Raw genomic sequence first — 19,982 nt, 5'->3', positions numbered from 1 at the left:
AGGCATCGGGCGGCGATCTGACGCTTGTAAAAAAAGCCGCCATTTTCAAGGCGAATCACGGCGATGGAGAAGGTGAAACGATTGAAAACGCGTGTTTGGATTGTGGATAATATTGTTGATAAACAGCAAGTTTATCCACAAATACGAGAGGCGGTTGAATGGCTGCGGGCCGGGGAAGTTATCGCATTCCCGACGGAAACGGTGTACGGGTTGGGGGCCGATGCGGCCAATACAGCCGCGGTGGAAAAAATTTTCGCCGCCAAAGGGCGGCCGAGCGACAATCCGCTCATCGTTCATGTCGCCAGCATGGCCCAAGCGGAGGCGGTAGCCGCCTCGATCCCACCGATGGCGAAAACGTTGATGGAGCGGTTTTGGCCGGGGCCGCTCACGTTAGTATTGCCAAAACGGGCCAAAGCGGTGTCTGAACGGGTGACGGCCGGGCTGCCGACGGTGGCGGTGCGCATGCCGGATCACCCGCTGGCGCTGGCGTTGATCGAGGCGAGCGGCTTGGCGTTGGCCGCCCCGAGCGCGAATCGGTCAGGAAGGCCGAGTCCGACGACGGCGGCGCACGTGCTTGCCGATTTAGACGGGCGGATCGCCGGGGTGATCGACGGCGGGCCGACCGGCGTGGGCGTTGAATCGACGGTGCTCGATTGCAGTGGGAGCGTGCCGACGATTTTGCGCCCGGGAGGAGTGACGAAAGAGGCGCTTATTGAAGCGATCGGCCGCGTTGAAGAGGCCGCTGCTGTGGATGACGAGGCGGCGCCGAAAGCGCCGGGGATGAAATATACGCATTATGCGCCGAAAGCGCCGCTTTGGATCGTCGCCGGCCCGCCCGCGTTTTTGCAGCGGCTTGTCGATGAAAGCCGGGCGGAAGGGAAAACGGTCGGCGTGTTGACGACCGAGGAGAACCGGGATCAGTATGCGGCCGATGTCGTGCTGCCGTGCGGAACGCGCCAGGCGCTTGAGACGGTCGCGAGCCGGCTGTACGACACGCTGCGCCGATTTGATGAAACGAACGTCGATCTCATTTACAGCGAGGCGTTTCCGGAAGAAGGAATCGGCGCGGCGATCATGAACCGGCTCCGCAAAGCAGCCGGCGGACGCGCCATCAGCGAACAGCGGAAATGAAAGGACGGCCGTCTGTATAGATGCAGTGAACAAGTTTCACATATCCTGGTCGAAAAAGCAGCTTGTCTATTTTTTGACGGTCGGAGGCAAGCCGCAGGCTTCTTCGTCGCGCCTTGGCGTGACGGAAGACCGAACGGAAACGCGCTTCACAGATCCATTGTATGGGGTTGGAAGCGGCATTGTTCGGTCGTGCGATAGTCGAGAAAACGGCTCTGCAAACGGTAAGGTTCAAATTGCAACTAGAGGATTTGGGGGATGCCGTTTCCAAGCGCTAAACCGGTCTGTTGTGGACCGGTTTTTTCTTTTCCGTCCGCCCGTCAATCAGGCGGCGCCCATTGGCTGCCCGCTCTGCTTCTAAACTGCCCTGGACGTGCATATGTTTAGCAATAAGGCCGGTCCGGGAGGGAAGAAACATGGGCGCATTCATCGGCGAAATCATCGCGCTGTCAATGATGGCGCTGGCGCTGGGCATGGACGCGTTTTCAGTCGCTTTAGGAATGGGGCTGTTGCGCCTCCGGCTGCGGCAAATGTTTTATATCGGGTTGACGATCGGCTTGTTTCATATTCTCATGCCGCTTGCTGGCATGGCGGTCGGCCGCCTGCTGTCGCGCGAGTTCGGAAGTGTCGCGACATACGCGGGCGGGGCGCTGCTGTTATGGCTTGGCGGGCAAATGATCATCGCCTCGTTCCGGAGGGACGATGGCTCACCGCTGTTTCCGCGTGGGGTGGGGTTGCTTTTTTTTGCGTTCAGCGTCAGCCTAGACAGCTTTTCCGTCGGGCTGAGCCTCGGCATTTTCGGAGCGCGGACGATGGTGACGATTTTGCTGTTTGGTCTGTTCAGCATGGTGCTGACATGGGTTGGGCTTTTTGTCGGCCGCCATTTTCAGCAATGGCTCGGTTCGTACAGCGAAGCGCTCGGCGGCAGCATTTTGCTGGCGTTCGGGCTCAAGCTGCTTTTTCTATAAACGGAGGCAGGCGGTTTTCCTTCAGTGGAAAAAAGCGGACTGCCTGCTTTTTTTGCGGCTCTTCACCAAAAGTTGTACTTGATTTTTTCTGAACATACCCTATTTACGCTTGTGAGGGAAAATCAGCACTTTTTGCCTATCCTTACGCAGGAAACCGCATTGTTTGTCAAGTACATGTTGTGGTGAAGAGCCTTTTTTTGCTCTTTTCCCTATGGTATATTGATGGTAAGTCATTGATGTGAAGAGGTGGTTGTATGCCATACCGCATTTTGTTCGTCTGCACGGGCAATACGTGCCGAAGCCCGATGGCCGCTGCATTGTTGGAGAATAAGCAGCTGCCAGGCGTCGAGGTGAAATCGGCCGGCGTGTTTGCGGCGGAAGGGAGCGAGGCGTCGGTTCACGCCAAGACGGTGTTGAAGGAAAAAGGAATCGAAGCGGCCCACCGCTCCTCGCAGCTGAAAAAAGAGCATATCGACTGGGCGACGCACGTGCTGGCGATGACATCCGGCCATAAAGAAATGATCGTCGAGCGTTTCCCAGAAGCGAAGGACAAAACGTTTACGTTGAAGCAGTTCGTCTCGGGAACAGACGGCGACATCGCCGATCCGTTCGGCGGGCCGATTGAAGTGTACCGGGCGGCGCGCGATGAGCTGGAGAAGCTCATTGACCGCTTGGCGGAAAAGTTGCAAACAGAACAATGAGGTTGAGAAGTGAGGGGGAACACAAATGGGGGGGACAAGTCATCGGTTCGGTTTGCGCCTGAAGCTCGTCGTCTTTACGACAGCGTTGGCGCTGATCACGTATTCAACGAGCGCCTTTTTCTTGTACGTTTTGTATGATCAGTGGTTCGCCTCATGGAACAAAAGCGTGTTCACGATGATCGTGTTGCTCCTTGGCATCTTTTGGTCCGGAGTGCTTGCCTATTTGGCCGCTGGCTGGATTACAAGGCCGCTGCAACGGCTCGAGGAAGCGGCGGCAAAGGCGACGGAAGGGCATATCGATGAGGATGTTCCGCTGCCCTCTTCCCATGACGAAATTCGCTCGCTGGCTGTCGCGTTCAACCGGATGCTCGGCCATTTGCGCGCAGTCGTCGCCAATGTGGAAGAGAGCGCAGCGCGCACGACTGAAAAGACGGCGGAAATGAGGCAGGCGTCCGAAACAGCGTCAAACCGTGCACGCGATATTGCAGCGACCATTGACGACATTTCCAAAGGGGCGGCGTCTTCGGCCGAGGCGATTCAAGAGGCGGCTGCGGCGGCCGAGGATGTGCTCGCTATCGCAGTACAAGTAAAAGAAACAGCCGAGCGTGCGGAACAGTCGGTATATGGGATGGCCGAAACGCTGAAGGCAAGCCGCGATATCACCCATTCGCTTGTCAGCGGCATCGATCAGCTGGCTGACGATCAAGAACTGTCGCGGGCGGCTGTCAAGCAGCTCGAAGCACACGCCAATCAAATCGGCAACATTACGTTGCTTGTCGCGGACATCGCTGAACAGACGAACTTGCTTGCGCTCAATGCTTCCATTGAGGCAGCCCGCGCCGGCGAGCACGGCCGGGGGTTTGCCGTCGTCGCCGAGGAAGTGCGCAAGCTGGCTGATGAGAGCGCCAAGGCGGTCAAGAAAATCGCCGAACTGGTCGGCAACATTCAAAATGAAGTCGCCCGTGTGGTGGCGCAAATGGACAAGCAGGTGGCCGCCGCAAACGCTGAGGCGGCCAAAGGGGAGCGCACGAATGAGGCCATTGCGGCCATGGCGGCCTCAGCTGATGAAGTGATCCGCGCCGTCCATGACATCGCTGAATTGGCGAAGCGTCAAATGGGGCATATGAAGCGGGCCGCGGCGCAGACGCAAGAAGTGGCGGCGATTGCTGAGCAGACGTCCGCCGGCGCGCTCGAAGTTGCGGCGGCGACCGAGGAGCAGGCCGCATCGATCAACGATGTGCATAAACTGGCTGGCGAGTTGGTTGAACAGGCCGAACAATTGCAGGCGGCTGTCGCCCGGTTCCGCACCCGTTGATGCACATGCAAATATGATTCATCGAAAGGAGGAAGGGCGATTCCTCCCTGGCTTTCGCTATCACTGCGAAGCCTAGGGCTCCTCGCCCGAACATGATGAAAGTCGCTATTGCTTCTGACCATGGTGGAATTCGCATTCGTGAGGAAATTAAAGCACTGTTGGATGAAATGGGAATCGAGTACACCGATTTTGGCTGCGATTGTGAAACATCGGTCGATTACCCGGATTACGCGCTTCCCGTCGCTGAAAAAGTGGCGCGCGGCGAATTTGATCGCGGCATTTTGATCTGCGGCACCGGCATCGGCATGACGATTGCCGCCAACAAAGTGAAAGGGGTGCGCTGCGCCCTTTGCCACGACGTCTACAGCGCCAAGCTGACGCGCATGCATAATGACAGCAACATTCTCGCGATGGGGGAGCGCGTCATCGGCCCCGGCCTGGCGCGCGAAATCGCCAAGGCATGGCTTGAGACCGAATTTGAAGGCGGACGCCATGCGCGGCGAATCGGCAAAATCGCCGACTATGAAAACAAGCATTTGTAGGCGGAACCAGGGCCGCATCGGAGCGGATGCGGCCTGTGGGCCATAAGCGAAAGGTGTGGGCGTCTAGCTTCATGAGGGCAGTAGCGCAAAGGCTGGGAATCCGGCGATGTTCACAACAAACGCCGTTCATCTTTAGCGAATCATTGGTGAAAATACTAGAAGGCCATTGAAAAACAGCCGTTTTTTTGAAATGGATGATTCTAAAGTGAAGGAAGAGCAGCATGTATAAGGTTTCTCAATTTGAAAAGCAACGTGATGGAGCCGCATTTTCCGTTACATCACCAGACTTCTAGTGTTCGTCAAGGATAGTGTGGGGCACACCGTGCGAAGGAGGGAAGGGAATGGACGCACGATTGACCGAATGGCGGCAGCAATGGCAAGCCATCTTGCATGAGTTTCGCAAACAGGCGCCGCTTGGCCGCGGCGATGTCGTTGTGATCGGCTGCAGTACGAGCGAGGTGCTTGGCGAGCGGATCGGCACGGCTGGATCGATGGACGTTGCCGCCATGCTGTTTGCCGAGCTTGACGCGTGGCGGCGCGAAACCGGCATTGCGCTCGCTTTTCAATGTTGTGAACATTTAAACCGGGCGCTTGTTGTCGAACGGGAAACCGCCAAAACTCACGGGCTGGAGATCGTTTCGGTCGTTCCGGTGCCGAAAGCGGGTGGGGCGATGGCCGCCTACGCCTATCGAAAGTTCGCTGACCCGGTCGTTGTCGAGGCGATTCGCGCCGATGCCGGCATTGACATCGGCCATACGCTCATCGGCATGCATTTGAAGCCGGTTGCCGTTCCCGTGCGCGTTTCGGTGAAGCACATTGGATCGGCGTGCGTGACGCTGGCGAAAACGCGGCCGAAGCTGATCGGCGGCGCCCGAGCGGTCTACTCGTTGGAAAATCCGAATGATTCCTGTTCTTTCTAGCGGTTTCATTCATTTTTTTCTTTGAATTTGCCTAGCTGAAGCTGATAAAATAAAAACGAATATTCACTGATTTCGCATAAGGGGGAGCTATTGATGAATTACTTGCCACAACAAGATCCGCAAGTGTTCGCCGCCATTGAACAAGAGCGGAAACGGCAGCATGCAAAAATTGAGTTGATTGCGTCGGAAAATTTTGTAAGCCGCGCGGTCATGGAAGCGCAAGGGTCGGTGCTGACGAACAAATATGCGGAAGGCTATCCGGGACGCCGCTACTACGGCGGTTGTGAATATGTCGACATCGTCGAAGATTTGGCGCGCGAGCGAGCGAAGCAGTTGTTTGGAGCGGAGCATGTGAACGTCCAGCCGCACTCCGGGGCGCAGGCGAACATGGCCGTTTATTTCACCGTTCTTGAGCACGGCGACACGGTGCTTGGCATGAACTTGTCGCACGGCGGCCATTTGACGCACGGCAGCCCGGTCAATTTCAGCGGCATTCAGTACAATTTTGTCGAATACGGCGTCGATCCAAAAACGCATGTCATTGACTATGACGACGTGCGCGAAAAAGCGCGCCTTCATCGGCCGAAGTTGATCGTCGCCGGCGCGAGCGCCTATCCGCGCATCATCGACTTCGCCAAGTTCCGTGAGATTGCCGATGAAGTCGGCGCCTATTTAATGGTTGACATGGCCCATATTGCCGGTCTTGTTGCGGCAGGTGTTCATCCGAATCCAGTGCCGTACGCCCATTTCGTTACGACGACGACGCACAAAACGCTGCGCGGTCCGCGCGGCGGGATGATTTTATGCCAGGAGCAGTTCGCCAAACAGATCGACAAAGCCATTTTCCCTGGCATTCAAGGCGGCCCGCTTATGCATGTCATTGCCGCCAAAGCCGTCGCGCTCGGCGAAGCGTTGCAAGACGACTTTAAAGTCTACGCGAAGCGCGTCGTGGAGAATGCCAAACGGCTCGCAGCCGCCTTGCAAAACGAAGGATTCACTCTCATTTCCGGCGGCACGGACAACCATTTGCTGCTTGTCGATTTGCGCCCGCAGCAGCTGACCGGGAAAACGGCGGAGAAAGTGCTCGATGAGGTCGGGATTACGGTCAACAAAAACACGATTCCGTATGATCCGGAAAGCCCGTTTGTCACAAGCGGCATCCGCATCGGCACGGCCGCCGTCACGACGCGCGGCTTCGGATTGGAAGAGATGGACGAAATCGCCGCCATCATCGGCCTTGTGCTGAAAAACGTCGGCAGCGAACAAGCGCTTGAGGAAGCGCGCCAACGCGTCGCCGCTTTGACGGAAAAGTTTCCGCTCTATCAAGACTAAGCGCCGCCGCTTCGTCTGAAACCGTACGGTGCACCGCCTCCGGATTTGGCGGTGCGCCTTTTTCCGTTCGTTCGGCAGTTGAATAGGCGCTCGTTTTCCAGTAGAATGTATAGAAGTGCAGCGCATACATACGGAAGAGGAGAGTTGACCCATGGGAAAAGTGTACGTCTTTGATCACCCGCTCATCCAGCATAAATTGACCTACATTCGCGACAAGAATACGGGCACGAAAGAATTTCGCGAGCTTGTCGACGAAGTGGCGACGTTGATGGCGTTTGAAATTACACGTGATCTGCCGCTTGAGGAAGTCGAGATCGAAACCCCCGTCAGTAAAGCCAGAGCGAAAGTGATCGCCGGCAAAAAACTGGGCGTCATTCCGATTTTGCGCGCCGGCATCGGCATGGTTGACGGCATCCTGAAGCTCATCCCGGCGGCGAAAGTCGGCCATATCGGCTTGTACCGCGATCCCCAAACATTAAAGCCGGTCGAATATTACGTCAAGCTGCCGAGCGATGTCGAAGAGCGCGATTTTATCATCGTCGACCCGATGCTCGCAACCGGCGGATCAGCGGTGGCGGCGATCGATGCGCTGAAAAAGCGGGGAGCGAAAAGCATTAAATTTATGTGCCTGATCGCGGCGCCGGAAGGAGTCAAAGCGGTGGAAACGGCCCACCCGGATGTGGACATTTACATCGCTGCCCTTGATGAGCGGTTGAACGACCACGGCTATATTGTCCCTGGTCTCGGCGACGCCGGCGACCGGCTGTTTGGCACAAAATAACAGTTGCAAGGCGCCCCGCGCCGCGCGGGGTTCGCATTCCATCGAGCGGCGGAGAGGGTGCCTTGCCCATGCGTCAGTTAAGCGCTTGCATCGAATAGGCCGCGGCAGAAAGATGGCGCTGAGAAACCGCTCCGTTTGCAAAGCCAAGTATATATATAGATGCAACGAAGAAGTTTAACATATCCTTGACGGAAAAGCGGTTTGCCCCTTTTCGACTGTCGGAGGAAAGCCACAGGCTTCTCCGTCACGCCTTGGCGTGACGGAGGACCGAACAACCGCCTGCTTCACAGACCCATATATGGGTCTGGAAGCGGCGTTGTTCGGTCGCCCGACAGTCGATCAAATACTCGGTAAAAGCTGCAAATGGTAAAGCTTCAAATTGCATCTATATAGAATCATGAAAAGGAAAATAGGCTAAAAATAAAATATATCATTATACATCATCATTGTGAGAAGAAAATGAGAAATTGTCACAAATTATTAATATTTGCCCTATGTGAATGAGGTTTTACGTGGAAACACATTGACATTGACCAGGCCGTATTGTATCCTTTACAAGGGGTAGATTGAGAAGGTTTTCATTATGTTAAAGGGTGTGTTGGCATGTCCCCAAAACAGCGCCACCCGTTTCAAGCCATGGCGTTGATGTCCGCCATCGTCTCCCAACTTGTTGGTTCGATTTTGGTCGGCGTTTTCGGCGGGAGATGGATCGATGATCGATTTGGCACCGAGCCGATCTTTTTGATCGTCGGCCTTTTGCTCGGACTGGCGGCCGGCGTGTATGCCATGTTGCGCTTGATCCGCCAATATTTCTCTGAGGAGTAATAAAATGGGAAGTCTTCAAGCGATGTTTTGGCGGCAAGTTCGATACATATTGTATTTGCTCGCCATCTATACGCTCGGCTTTGGATTTACGCCGTATAAAACCGTTTTTCTCAGCTTGATTCTCGGCACATCGATCAGCCTCCTCATGGTTTGGAACTTAACCTGGAAAATCGAAAAATTCGGACAAGCGGTGGCGGCGCGCAAAAAAGTGCGCACATTAGGCACCTTATCGCGTTTGGCGCTTGCCGCGTTGGCTGCTGTCATTGTTCTGACGTATCCGCAATATTTTCATATCGTGCCAACCGTTTTGGGATTAATGACATCCTACATTGTCATTATAATAGATTTCTTCTTTCACAAATGGAAAAACGACAAGCTGCAGGTATGAAAGCGAGGTGAGAGAGGATGGAGCATAAAGCGCCGCTTGTCGAATTTTTAGGCCTTACTTTTAATTTATCTGATATGTTGATGATTACGATCACGAGCTTGATCGTTTTCATCATTGCTGTTGCGGCTACTCGCTCGCTTCAGCTGCGCCCGACGGGGATGCAAAACTTTATGGAGTGGGTCTTTGACTTTGTCAGAGGCATCATTAACAGCACGATGGATTGGCAAACGGGCGGCCGCTTTTTGACGCTGGGCGTCACGCTCATCATGTATGTGTTTGTGGCCAATATGCTTGGACTGCCGTTTTCCGTCCATGTCAACGGTGAACTTTGGTGGAAATCGCCGACCGCGGATGCGACCGTTACGTTGACGCTGGCGGTGATGGTCGTCGGCCTCACCCACTACTATGGCGTCAAAATGAAAGGGGCGTCCGACTATTTGCGCGATTACACCCGTCCAGTCGCCTGGTTGTTCCCGCTTAAAATCATCGAAGAGTTTGCCAACACGCTGACGCTCGGTTTGCGTCTTTTCGGGAACATTTACGCCGGGGAAATTTTGCTTGGCTTGCTCGCCAGCCTTGGCACGCATTACGGTGTGCTTGGCGCTGTTGGCGCAGCCATCCCGATGATGGTGTGGCAAGCGTTCAGTATTTTTGTTGGAACGATTCAGGCGTTCATTTTTACGATGTTAACCATGGTTTATATGGCTCATAAGGTCAGTCATGACCATTGAGCATTCCTTTTCATTAGAGCAAGACTTGAATGAAACATTACTTTAACATTGCGAAGGAGGATCTATCAACATGAGTTTGGGTGTACTTGCAGCTGCGATTGCGGTAGGTTTGGGGGCGTTGGGCGCCGGCATCGGCAACGGGTTGATCGTCAGCCGTACCATCGAAGGGATTGCTCGTCAACCAGAATTGCGTCCGGTTTTGCAAACGACGATGTTCATCGGGGTCGCGTTGGTTGAGGCGCTTCCGATCATCGGTGTCGTCTTCTCGTTCATTTACTTAGGTCGATAAGAAATCGATATGGAAAGTGATGGCGAAGTTCGTGTCAACGACCACCTTCGCCATTCCTTTATGTGCGGTTTTGCGAGACCGCGTCGGTGCGATAGCTGTCGAAAGGAGTGAAACGCGGTGTTGTGGAAGGCAAACGTATGGGTGCTCGGCGAAGCGGCGCATGGCATCAGCGGCGGCACGATTATTTACCAATTGCTGATGTTCATCATTTTGCTGGCCTTGCTGCGCAAATTCGCTTGGCAGCCGTTAATGAATATCATGAAACAACGTGAAGAACATATCGCGAACGAAATCGGCCAGGCGGAAAAACGCCGTCAAGAAGCAGAAAAACTTCTTGAAGAACAGCGCGAACTGATGAAGCAGTCGCGCCAAGAAGCGCAAGCGCTCATTGAAAACGCGCGCAAGCTGGCTGAAGAGCAGAAAGAACAAATTGTCGCCTCGGCCCGTGCGGAAGCGGAACGGGTGAAAGAAGCGGCGAAAAAAGAAATCGAGCGTGAAAAAGAACAGGCGATGGCCGCGCTCCGCGAACAAGTGGCCTCGTTGTCTGTCTTGATCGCCTCAAAAGTGATTGAAAAAGAGCTGACCGAGCAAGATCAACGCAAGCTGATCGAAGCGTACATCAAAGACGTTCAAGAGGTAGGAGGAGCGCGATGAACCAAGAAGTGATCGCCAAACGGTACGCGTCCGCTTTGTTCCAAATCGCGCTCGAACAAGGACAGCTTGATCGAATCGAAGAAGATGTTCGCGCCGTGCGCCAGGCGTTGGCGGAAAACGGCGAGTTTTTATCGCTTCTTTCGTATCCGAAACTTTCCTTGGATCAGAAAAAAGCGCTCATCCGCGAAGCGTTCGCCGGTGTGTCCACTCCGGTGCAAAACACGCTTCTCCTTCTTCTGGAGCGCCATCGCTTCGGCCTTGTGCCCGAGCTGGCGGAACAGTTTCTCGCCCTCGTCGACGATGCGCGCGGCATCGCCAAGGCGGTCGCCTATTCGGCGCGGCCGTTGACGGACGAAGAACTGCGGGAGCTTTCTGACGTCTTTGCCCAAAAAGTCGGCAAACAGACGCTTGAGATTGAAAATATCATTGATCCGGAACTCATCGGCGGCGTGAAGCTGCGCATCGGCAACCGCATTTACGACGGCAGCGTCAGCGGGCAGCTTGAACGGATTCGGCGGCAGCTGATCGGCTAACATTTGAAGACAGGGGTGAAAGGCATGAGCATTCGAGCGGAAGAAATCAGCGCGCTCATTAAGCAGCAGATTGAAAACTATGAATCGCAAATCCAAGTGAGCGACGTCGGCACCGTCATCCAAGTCGGCGACGGGATCGCGCGCGCTCATGGGCTCGATAACGTCATGTCCGGCGAGCTCGTCGAGTTTGCCAACGGCGTGATGGGCATGGCGTTGAACTTGGAAGAAAACAACGTCGGTATCGTTATTTTAGGACCGTACACCGGCATTAAAGAAGGGGACGAAGTGCGCCGTACGGGCCGGATCATGGAAGTGCCCGTTGGGGAAGCGCTCATCGGCCGCGTCGTCAACCCACTCGGTCAGCCTGTTGACGGATTAGGGCCGGTGGAAACGACGGAAACGCGCCCGATCGAGAGCCCGGCGCCGGGCGTTATGGACCGGAGATCGGTGCATGAGCCGCTGCAAACCGGGATTAAAGCGATCGACGCGCTCGTGCCGATCGGCCGCGGCCAGCGCGAGCTCATCATCGGCGACCGGCAAACGGGGAAAACGTCCGTCGCCATTGACACGATCATCAACCAAAAAGACCAAAACATGATTTGTATTTATGTCGCCATCGGGCAAAAAGAATCGACGGTCCGCACCGTTGTCGAAACGCTCCGCAAACACGGCGCGCTCGACTATACGATCGTCGTCACCGCTTCGGCGTCGCAGCCGGCTCCGCTTTTGTTCTTGGCGCCGTATGCCGGTGTGGCGATGGGCGAGTATTTCATGTATAAAGGCCAACACGTGTTAGTGGTCTATGACGATTTATCGAAACAAGCCGCGGCATACCGTGAGTTGTCGCTCTTGCTTCGCCGTCCGCCGGGCCGTGAAGCGTATCCGGGGGATATTTTCTACTTGCACTCCCGCCTGCTTGAGCGCGCAGCGAAATTGAGCGATGCCAAAGGCGGCGGTTCCTTGACCGCGCTTCCGTTCGTCGAAACGCAAGCGGGCGATATTTCCGCGTACATTCCGACGAACGTCATCTCGATTACGGACGGGCAAATTTTCTTGCAATCGGACTTGTTCTTCTCCGGCGTCCGCCCAGCGATCAACGCAGGGTTGTCCGTTTCGCGCGTGGGTGGGGCAGCGCAAATCAAAGCGATGAAAAAAGTAGCCGGGACGCTTCGTTTGGACTTGGCCGCTTACCGTGAGCTGGAGGCATTCGCCCAATTCGGCTCCGACCTCGACAAGGCGACGCAAGCGAAGCTCGCCCGCGGGGCGCGCACGGTCGAAGTGCTGAAGCAAGATTTGCATCAGCCGATTCCGGTCGAAAAACAAGTGTTGATCATCTATGCATTGACGCGCGGCTTTTTGGACGACATTCCGGTTGAAGATGTGCGCCGTTTCGAGAAAGAGTTTTACTTGTGGCTCGACCAAAACGGCCAACACTTGCTTGAGCACATCCGCACGACGAAAGATCTTCCGAACGAAGACGATCTCAATAAAGCGATCGAAGCGTTCAAGAAAACGTTTGTCGTTTCACAATAAGGCCGGCGGGGGCATATCGCCCCCTCACGCCTGTTAGAACCCGTGCAGCAAAAAGGTGGTGAAACCTTTGGCATCGTTACGCGATATTAAAACGCGCATCAATGCGACGAAGAAGACAAGCCAAATTACAAAAGCGATGGAAATGGTCTCGACGTCGAAGCTGAACCGCGCGGAGCAAAACGCGAAATCGTTCGTTCCATATATGGAGAAAATTCAAGAAGTCGTGGCTAATGTGGCGCTTGGCGCCGGCGGCGCTTCACATCCGATGCTCGTTTCGCGCCCGGTGAAAAAAACCGGTTATCTCGTGATCACGTCGGATCGCGGTCTGGCTGGCGCGTACAACAGCAACGTGCTGCGCCTCGTGTACCAAACGATCCAAAAACGCCATGCTTCTCCGGACGAATATGCGATCATCGTCATCGGCCGCGTCGGGTTGAGCTTTTTCCGCAAGCGGAACATGCCGGTCATTCTCGACATCACCCGCTTGCCGGACCAGCCGTCGTTTGCCGATATTAAAGAAATCGCCCGCAAAACGGTTGGGTTATTCGCCGACGGTACGTTTGACGAGCTGTATATGTATTACAACCATTACGTGAGCGCGATCCAGCAAGAGGTGACGGAACGGAAGCTTCTGCCGCTCACTGACTTGGCGGAGAATAAGCAGCGCACGGTGTACGAATTTGAACCGTCGCAAGAAGAAATTTTGGACGTCTTATTGCCGCAGTATGCGGAAAGCCTCATTTACGGCGCATTGCTCGATGCAAAAGCAAGCGAACACGCCGCCCGCATGACGGCGATGAAGAACGCAACGGACAATGCGAACGAGCTCATTCGCACATTGACGCTTTCCTACAACCGCGCTCGCCAAGCGGCGATTACGCAAGAAATTACGGAAATTGTCGCCGGAGCAAACGCCTTGCAATAGGGGACTAGCAAGTTAGGAGGGAAAACGATGACAAGAGGACGCGTTATCCAAGTCATGGGTCCGGTTGTAGACGTCAAGTTTGAGAACGGCCACTTGCCGGCGATCTACAACGCCCTGAAAATTCAACATAAAGCGCGCAACGAAAACGAAGTCGACATCGACTTGACATTGGAAGTCGCCTTGCACCTTGGCGATGATACAGTACGGACGATCGCGATGGCGTCCACAGACGGCCTCATCCGCGGCATGGAAGTCATCGATACCGGTGCACCGATTTCGGTGCCGGTCGGCGAAGTCACGCTTGGCCGCGTGTTCAACGTCTTGGGCGAGCCGATCGACTTGGAAGGCGACATTCCGGCTGACGCCCGCCGCGACCCGATTCACCGTCCGGCGCCAAAATTCGAGGAATTGGCGACGGAAGTCGAAATTTTGGAAACGGGGATTAAAGTCGTTGACTTGCTTGCCCCGTATATTAAAGGCGGAAAAATCGGTTTGTTCGGCGGCGCTGGCGTAGGAAAAACGGTCTTGATCCAAGAGCTGATTCACAACATCGCCCAAGAGCACGGCGGGATTTCCGTCTTTGCTGGCGTCGGCGAACGGACGCGCGAAGGAAACGACTTGTACCATGAGATGAAAGATTCCGGCGTCATCAGCAAAACGGCCATGGTGTTCGGACAAATGAATGAGCCGCCGGGGGCGCGGATGCGCGTCGCCTTGACCGGCTTGACGATGGCCGAATACTTCCGTGATGAACAAGGCCAAGACGTGTTGCTCTTTATCGATAACATCTTCCGTTTCACGCAGGCCGGTTCGGAAGTGTCGGCGCTGTTAGGCCGCATGCCGTCGGCCGTTGGTTACCAACCGACATTGGCGACGGAGATGGGTCAATTGCAAGAGCGGATCACGTCGACGGCGAAAGGCTCGATCACCTCGATTCAAGCGATTTACGTCCCGGCCGACGACTATACGGACCCGGCTCCGGCCACGACGTTCTCGCACTTGGATGCGACGACGAACCTGGAGCGGAAGCTCGCGGAGATGGGGATTTATCCGGCCGTTGACCCGCTCGCTTCGACATCGCGTGCGTTGGCGCCGGAAATCGTCGGCGAGGAGCATTATCAAGTCGCCCGCAAAGTGCAGCAAACGCTGCAACGTTATAAAGAATTGCAAGACATCATCGCCATCTTGGGGATGGACGAACTGTCGGACGAAGACAAACTCGTCGTTCACCGCGCCCGCCGCATCCAGTTCTTCTTGTCGCAAAACTTCCACGTGGCGGAGCAGTTCACGGGCCAACCGGGCTCCTACGTGCCGGTCAAAGAAACGGTGCGCGGCTTTAAAGAAATTTTGGAAGGCAAATACGACCATCTTCCGGAAGATGCGTTCCGCTTAGTCGGCCGCATTGAAGAAGTCGTTGAAAAAGCGAAAGCGATGGGTGTCGAAGTGTGACCCGGGATAGGGGGATTGGACAATGAAAACGATCCACGTGAGCGTCGTTACTCCTGATGGCCCGGTGTACGAAGACGATGTTGAGATGGTCAGCGTCAAAGCGAAAAGCGGCGAGCTCGGCATTTTGCCGGGGCACATTCCGCTTGTCGCACCGCTCGAGATCAGCGCGGCCCGGCTGAAAAAAGGCGGCAAAACGCAATACATTGCCGTCAGCGGCGGCTTTTTGGAAGTCCGCCCGGACAAAGTGACGATTTTGGCTCAAGCTGCTGAACGGGCGGAGGACATTGACGTCCTCCGCGCCAAAGCGGCGAAAGAGCGGGCGGAGCGCCGCCTGCAAAGCCAGCAGGATGACATCGACTTCAAACGGGCCGAACTGGCGTTAAAACGCGCCATGAACCGTTTGAGCGTTGCGGAAATGAAGTAAAAAGCAGGGGAGTTTTTCCCCTGCTTTTTTTGATGAAAACGGAAGAATCGTCCGTCAAGGAGAGAGGCAAACGCTCTCTCTTTTTTCGTTCCTCGCATTCCGTCGTTTCAACAAAGATGAAGCGCTTACATGAATGGATACAGTGTTGACAGTGTTAACTTGAAGTTTTGCTGACACGGCTGGATATAAATGTTATAATGAAATCGAAGGAATTATTGAAAAATTTCATCATTAACACCATACGTATGTAGTAAACCGGAAGGGGGCGAGCTGGTTGAGCAACATCTATGCAAACAGTTATTTGATCATCTTCGTCTTCCTTTGCCTCGGTGTGTTGCTGCCGATCGGGGCGCTCACGGCCGGGCGGTGGCTGCGGCCGCACGTGCCGAGTGATGCAAAGGCGACAACTTATGAAAGCGGTAACAATCCCTTTCACGACTCGCGCGTTCAGTTCCAAGTTCGGTACTACCTATTTGCCTTGCTGTTTGTCATTTTCGATATCGAGACGGTGTTTTTGTACCCGTGGGCTGTTGTCTATGACCAACTCGGCTTGTTCGCGTTGGTGGAAATGATCATTTTCATCGTTTTGCTTGCCATTGGCCTTATCTATGCTTGGAAAAAGAAGGTGTTACGATGGATGTGAAATGGGAGGGTTTTTCTGGCGTCGAAATGGAAGAAGTGAAGCGAAACGTCTTTTTGACGACGTTGGAACAGTTGAAAGGATGGGCCCGAAGCAGTTCGCTTTGGCCGTTGACGTTCGGCCTTGCCTGTTGCGCCATCGAGATGATGGCGGTCGGCGGCGCCCATTACGACCTCGACCGGTTCGGTTCGTTTTTCCGCGCCTCGCCGCGGCAGGCGGACGTCATGATTGTCTCGGGCACGGTGACGAAAAAAATGGCGCCGCTCTTGCGCCGGTTGTATGACCAAATGCCCGAACCGAAATGGGTCATCGCCATGGGTTCGTGTGCGACAGCCGGCGGCCCGTACGTCAAATCGTACAGCGTCGTCAAAGGCGTCGACCAAATTGTCCCGGTGGACGTGTACATACCAGGCTGTCCGCCGAACCCGGCAGCGCTCATCTACGGCATTCATAAATTAAAAGAAAAAATCCGACTGGAAGCCAAAACGGGGAAGAAGGTGCTGTAACCGATGGATGAAGAAAAAGATTTGGCCCAGAGAAAAAAAGAAGCCGCTGAGCGGGCAAAACAGCTGGCGCGCGAACGGCTCGCGGCTAGGCAGGCAGATGAACAGGCCAGGTCAGCCGCCGAAACGGGCAGTTTGAAAACGCCCCCGAATTCGAATGGCAGCCAGACCGAAACAACGAAGGGAGAGGCAACGGAACCGGCATCGGCCGACGATCTTGCATTGGCGAAAAAACGAGCAGCCGAGGAAGCGCGTGCGAAGGCGGCCCAACTGCGGAGACAGCGCGAGGCCGCTGCGCCTGGTGCGGCGACAGGGGACGACCTTGAGGCGGCGAAGCGGAAGGCAGCCGAGGAAGCGCGTGCGAGGGCCGCCGAACTGCGGCGTCAGCGCGAGGCGGCGGAAAGCGGTGCGGAGGATGATCTTGAGTTGGCGAAGAAAAAGGCAGTTGCGGCCGCGAAGGCGAGAGCTGCTGCATTAGCCAAACAAAAAGCCGCTGAAGCGTCGGGCGACGATGACGAGCTGGCCAAGCAAAAAGCGGCCGCCGCGGCGAAAGCGAAAGCCGCGGCCGCGGCAAAAGCGCGTGCGGCGGCCTTGGCGAAGCAACAAGGCGGCGCTGGCGATGAGGGGGCGAAACAAAAAGCGGCAGCGGCCGCCCGGGCGAAGGCCGAAGAAACTGACGGAGGAACCGGACGGTCTGCCGCTCCGTCGCCGAACGATCCGCTGCTTGAGAAATATGTCCGCATCATTCATGAGCATCTCGGTTCGGACGTGCTCGAGGATGCATACATCAACCGGCTGGCGAAAGATGTGCCGACGCTTGTCGTGAAAAAAGAGGCGTACTACAAAGTCGCCGAGTTGTTGAAAGGCCATGAACAGCTTCGGTTTGATTATTTATCCGAGCTGCACGGCACCGATTTTCAGACGCATATGGAAGTGTACGTCCATTTGTATTCCTATCCAAACCGGCAGCCGGTGGCGCTGAAAGTCAAAATCGAGCGCGACAACCCGGAAGTCGATTCGCTCGTTCCGCTTTGGCCGGGGGCGAACTGGCCGGAGTGCGAAGCGTACGATTTGCTTGGCATCCGTTTCCGCGGCCACCCGAACTTAATCCGCATCTTCCTCGGCGAACAATGGGTCGGGCATCCGCTGCGCAAAGATTACGAGCCGTATGATGCGGAGGTGTAGATGATGCTGCGCACAGAAGAAATGATTTTAAACGTCGGCCCTCAACACCCGAGCACGCACGGGGTGTTCCGCCTCATTTTAAAAATTGACGGCGAGATCATTCAAGAAGCGACACCGGTCATCGGCTATTTGCATCGCGGAACGGAAAAGATCGCCGAAGGGCTGCAATATACGCAAATCATCCCGTACACCGACCGGATGGACTATTTGTCCGCGATGACGAACAACTATGTGCTTTGCCATGCGGTCGAAACGATGATGGGCATTGAAGTGCCGGAGCGGGCCGAATATTTGCGCGTTCTCGCCATGGAGCTTGGGCGGATCGCCAGCCACCTCGTCTGGTGGGGGACGTACTTGCTTGACCTTGGCGCGACGAGCCCGTTTTTGTACGCGTTCCGCGAACGCGAAATGATTATTAATCTATTAAATGAGCTGTCTGGAGCGCGGCTGACGTTCAACTATATGCGCATCGGCGGCGTCAAATGGGATGCGCCGGACGGTTGGATTGACAAAGTGAAGCAGTTCGTTCCGTACATGCGGGAGAAACTTCACGGCTATCATGAGCTTGTCACCGGCAATGAAATTTTCCGCCAGCGCGTCACCGGCGTCGGGCGGTATACGAAAGAAGAGGCGATCAGCTATTCGCTCAGCGGCGTCAACTTGCGGTCGACCGGCGTCAAATGGGATTTGCGCAAAGATGAACCGTATTCGATCTATGACCGCTTTGATTTTGACGTGCCGGTGCGCGACAGCGGCGACTGCCTTGCCCGCTATGAATGCCGGATGGCGGAAATCGAACAGTCGCTTTGCATCATCGAGCAGGCGTGCGAGCAATTTCCGCCTGAGGGGCCGATCATGGGAAAAGTGCCCCGCATCATTAAAGCGCCGCCCGGCGAGACGTTCGTCCGCATCGAGGCGCCGCGCGGCGAGATCGGCTGCTATATTGCGAGCGACGGCAAAAAGGAGCCGTACCGCCTCAAATTCCGGCGCCCATCGTTTTACAACTTGCAAATACTCCCGAAGCTGCTCAAAGGGGAAAACTTGGCCAATGTCATCGCCATTCTTGGGTCGATTGACATTGTGCTTGGGGAGGTCGACGGATGATGGAACAATGGCTTGAATCCACGCCAAGCTGGTCGAACATCGCCCTGTTTTTCGGGCTTGGGGCGCTGCTTTTGGCGGTCGTGCTCGCCTTTGTCACATACGGCATTTTGGCTGAGCGGAAAGTGATGGGGTTTATGCAAGGGCGCATCGGGCCGAACCAAGTCGGCGGCCGCTTCGGACTGCTGCAAACCGTTGCCGATGTGTTGAAGCTGCTTTTGAAAGAGGATACGATCCCGAAAGCGGCCGACCGTCCGCTCTACGTGCTGGCGCCGATCATCGCCTTTGTGCCGTCGTTTATGGTGTTGGCGGTATTGCCGTTTACCGATGCGTTCCGGTTCGCCGATATTGGCGTCGGCCTTCTGTATTATATCGCTGTCTCCGGCTTGACGACCGTCGGCGTTGTCGCCGGCGGCTGGGCGTCCAACAACAAATACGCTCTGCTTGGCGGCATGCGGGCAGCCGCGCAAATGATTTCCTATGAGATTCCGCTCGTCATGTCGGCGCTTGGCGTCGTGCTTTTGGCGGGAAGCATGAATTTAGTCGACATCGTTGCGGCGCAAAAAGACGTCTGGTTCATTTTCGCCCAGCCGTTGGCGTTTTTGATTTTCCTCATTGCCGCGGTAGCCGAGTTGAACCGGACGCCGTTTGACTTGCCGGAGGCGGAGTCCGAGCTTGTCGCCGGCTTTCATGTCGAATATTCCGGATTCCGTTGGGCGTTCTTTATGCTCGCCGAGTATGTGTATTTGTTCGCCATGGCGGCGCTTGTGACAATTTTGTTTCTCGGCGGCTGGCATCCGGTCGCGTTTCTCGGCTGGATTCCTGGCGCGGTCTGGTTTGCGCTGAAGTTTTGTGCGATCGTTTTCGTCCTCATTTGGTTTCGCGCCACATTTCCGCGCGTGCGCGCCGACCAGCTGATGGAGTTCGCCTGGAAAGTGCTGCTTCCGCTTTCGCTCGTCAACATTGTGCTGACGGCGGTCGTGAAAGCGTGGTTTTTCTAAAAGGCCGGTGATTTAGTGAAAAGTCGCGAAAAACGGACTCTTCTCAAATTGAGAAGTCCTGTAAAATCAACGCCTCTCTTTCACCCAAAAGCAACGGATTCGGCGAAATCGGTC

The 19,982-nt window shown here is 55.3% G+C and carries 23 protein-coding genes; all 23 read left to right on the top strand.

The annotated features are described in order from the left end of the window. Window positions 1-63: 63 nt before the first annotated feature. The 23 genes from GYMC52_RS17300 (at window position 64) to nuoH (ending at window position 19,868) form a co-directional block, all read left to right on the top strand. Entirely contained in the window at window positions 64-1,131 is a 1,068-nt protein-coding gene (locus GYMC52_RS17300; protein ID WP_013524812.1) for an L-threonylcarbamoyladenylate synthase, read from the top strand. 413 nt (window positions 1,132-1,544) lie between these two features. Next, window positions 1,545-2,096 carry a manganese efflux pump MntP family protein gene (locus tag GYMC52_RS17295; protein ID WP_011232841.1) on the top strand — a complete coding sequence of 184 codons (552 nt, stop codon included), beginning with the start codon at window positions 1,545-1,547 and terminating at the stop codon, window positions 2,094-2,096. A gap of 254 nt (window positions 2,097-2,350) precedes the next feature. After that, entirely contained in the window at window positions 2,351-2,797 is a 447-nt protein-coding gene (locus GYMC52_RS17290) for a low molecular weight protein arginine phosphatase (RefSeq protein ID WP_013146612.1), read from the top strand. 25 nt (window positions 2,798-2,822) lie between these two features. Next, the gene (locus GYMC52_RS17285; RefSeq protein WP_011232839.1) at window positions 2,823-4,112 is read left to right on the top strand and encodes a methyl-accepting chemotaxis protein; all 1,290 of its coding nucleotides are present in this window, start codon (window positions 2,823-2,825) and stop codon (window positions 4,110-4,112) included. 95 nt (window positions 4,113-4,207) lie between these two features. After that, entirely contained in the window at window positions 4,208-4,654 is a 447-nt protein-coding gene (rpiB, locus tag GYMC52_RS17280) for a ribose 5-phosphate isomerase B (protein ID WP_023633289.1), read from the top strand. A 341-nt stretch (window positions 4,655-4,995) separates the two neighbouring features. After that, window positions 4,996-5,574 (top strand): TIGR01440 family protein, encoded by a 579-nt coding sequence (locus tag GYMC52_RS17275; RefSeq protein WP_013524809.1) that lies wholly within the window; start codon window positions 4,996-4,998, stop codon window positions 5,572-5,574. A gap of 93 nt (window positions 5,575-5,667) precedes the next feature. Beyond that, window positions 5,668-6,906 (top strand): serine hydroxymethyltransferase, encoded by a 1,239-nt coding sequence (glyA, locus tag GYMC52_RS17270; protein ID WP_013146608.1) that lies wholly within the window; start codon window positions 5,668-5,670, stop codon window positions 6,904-6,906. 151 nt (window positions 6,907-7,057) lie between these two features. After that, on the top strand, window positions 7,058-7,687 hold the full coding sequence (upp, locus tag GYMC52_RS17265) for a uracil phosphoribosyltransferase (protein WP_011232835.1): 630 nt from the start codon (window positions 7,058-7,060) through the stop codon (window positions 7,685-7,687). Window positions 7,688-8,290: 603 nt separating this feature from the next. Beyond that, window positions 8,291-8,512, top strand: coding sequence for an AtpZ/AtpI family protein (locus GYMC52_RS17260; RefSeq protein ID WP_011232833.1), 222 nt, complete (start codon window positions 8,291-8,293; stop codon window positions 8,510-8,512). Window positions 8,513-8,516: 4 nt separating this feature from the next. Then, window positions 8,517-8,900, top strand: a complete 384-nt coding sequence (locus GYMC52_RS17255; protein ID WP_013146606.1) for an ATP synthase subunit I — start codon at window positions 8,517-8,519, stop codon at window positions 8,898-8,900. Window positions 8,901-8,917: 17 nt separating this feature from the next. Next, window positions 8,918-9,631, top strand: coding sequence for a F0F1 ATP synthase subunit A (gene atpB / locus GYMC52_RS17250; RefSeq protein ID WP_011232831.1), 714 nt, complete (start codon window positions 8,918-8,920; stop codon window positions 9,629-9,631). Between the two features lie 70 nt (window positions 9,632-9,701). Continuing rightward, window positions 9,702-9,920, top strand: coding sequence for a F0F1 ATP synthase subunit C (gene atpE / locus GYMC52_RS17245; protein ID WP_011232830.1), 219 nt, complete (start codon window positions 9,702-9,704; stop codon window positions 9,918-9,920). A gap of 120 nt (window positions 9,921-10,040) precedes the next feature. Continuing rightward, entirely contained in the window at window positions 10,041-10,574 is a 534-nt protein-coding gene (gene atpF, locus GYMC52_RS17240) for a F0F1 ATP synthase subunit B (protein WP_173346453.1), read from the top strand. Next, the gene (locus GYMC52_RS17235; RefSeq protein WP_013524808.1) at window positions 10,571-11,107 is read left to right on the top strand and encodes a F0F1 ATP synthase subunit delta; all 537 of its coding nucleotides are present in this window, start codon (window positions 10,571-10,573) and stop codon (window positions 11,105-11,107) included. The genes atpF and GYMC52_RS17235 overlap by 4 nt, the downstream gene beginning before the upstream one ends. A gap of 24 nt (window positions 11,108-11,131) precedes the next feature. After that, window positions 11,132-12,640: a F0F1 ATP synthase subunit alpha gene (atpA, locus tag GYMC52_RS17230; RefSeq protein ID WP_011232827.1), complete on the top strand. Its 1,509-nt coding sequence runs from the start codon at window positions 11,132-11,134 to the stop codon at window positions 12,638-12,640. Window positions 12,641-12,707: 67 nt separating this feature from the next. After that, on the top strand, window positions 12,708-13,565 hold the full coding sequence (gene atpG, locus GYMC52_RS17225) for an ATP synthase F1 subunit gamma (protein ID WP_011232826.1): 858 nt from the start codon (window positions 12,708-12,710) through the stop codon (window positions 13,563-13,565). A gap of 27 nt (window positions 13,566-13,592) precedes the next feature. Then, window positions 13,593-15,014: a F0F1 ATP synthase subunit beta gene (atpD, locus tag GYMC52_RS17220; protein ID WP_011232825.1), complete on the top strand. Its 1,422-nt coding sequence runs from the start codon at window positions 13,593-13,595 to the stop codon at window positions 15,012-15,014. Window positions 15,015-15,036: 22 nt separating this feature from the next. Beyond that, window positions 15,037-15,438, top strand: coding sequence for a F0F1 ATP synthase subunit epsilon (locus GYMC52_RS17215; protein WP_011232824.1), 402 nt, complete (start codon window positions 15,037-15,039; stop codon window positions 15,436-15,438). A gap of 274 nt (window positions 15,439-15,712) precedes the next feature. Further along, complete coding sequence (locus GYMC52_RS17210; protein ID WP_011232823.1) at window positions 15,713-16,081, top strand: NADH-quinone oxidoreductase subunit A; 369 nt, start codon at window positions 15,713-15,715, stop codon at window positions 16,079-16,081. Then, window positions 16,072-16,584: a NuoB/complex I 20 kDa subunit family protein gene (locus GYMC52_RS17205; RefSeq protein ID WP_011232822.1), complete on the top strand. Its 513-nt coding sequence runs from the start codon at window positions 16,072-16,074 to the stop codon at window positions 16,582-16,584. Before GYMC52_RS17210 ends, GYMC52_RS17205 begins: the two co-directional genes overlap by 10 nt. Before the next feature lie 3 nt (window positions 16,585-16,587). Next, the gene (locus tag GYMC52_RS17200; RefSeq protein WP_013524807.1) at window positions 16,588-17,766 is read left to right on the top strand and encodes an NADH-quinone oxidoreductase subunit C; all 1,179 of its coding nucleotides are present in this window, start codon (window positions 16,588-16,590) and stop codon (window positions 17,764-17,766) included. A 3-nt stretch (window positions 17,767-17,769) separates the two neighbouring features. Next, the gene (locus tag GYMC52_RS17195) at window positions 17,770-18,870 is read left to right on the top strand and encodes an NADH-quinone oxidoreductase subunit D (RefSeq protein ID WP_041469614.1); all 1,101 of its coding nucleotides are present in this window, start codon (window positions 17,770-17,772) and stop codon (window positions 18,868-18,870) included. Then, window positions 18,867-19,868, top strand: a complete 1,002-nt coding sequence (gene nuoH, locus GYMC52_RS17190) for an NADH-quinone oxidoreductase subunit NuoH (protein WP_013524805.1) — start codon at window positions 18,867-18,869, stop codon at window positions 19,866-19,868. The genes GYMC52_RS17195 and nuoH overlap by 4 nt, the downstream gene beginning before the upstream one ends. Window positions 19,869-19,982 lie beyond the last annotated feature (114 nt).

The sequence above is a fragment of the Geobacillus sp. Y412MC52 genome (assembly GCF_000174795.2).
GTDB lineage: Bacteria > Bacillota > Bacilli > Bacillales > Anoxybacillaceae > Geobacillus > Geobacillus thermoleovorans.
Note: the sequence above shows the minus strand (reverse complement) of the source record. Positions and strands in the feature narration are given on the sequence as shown.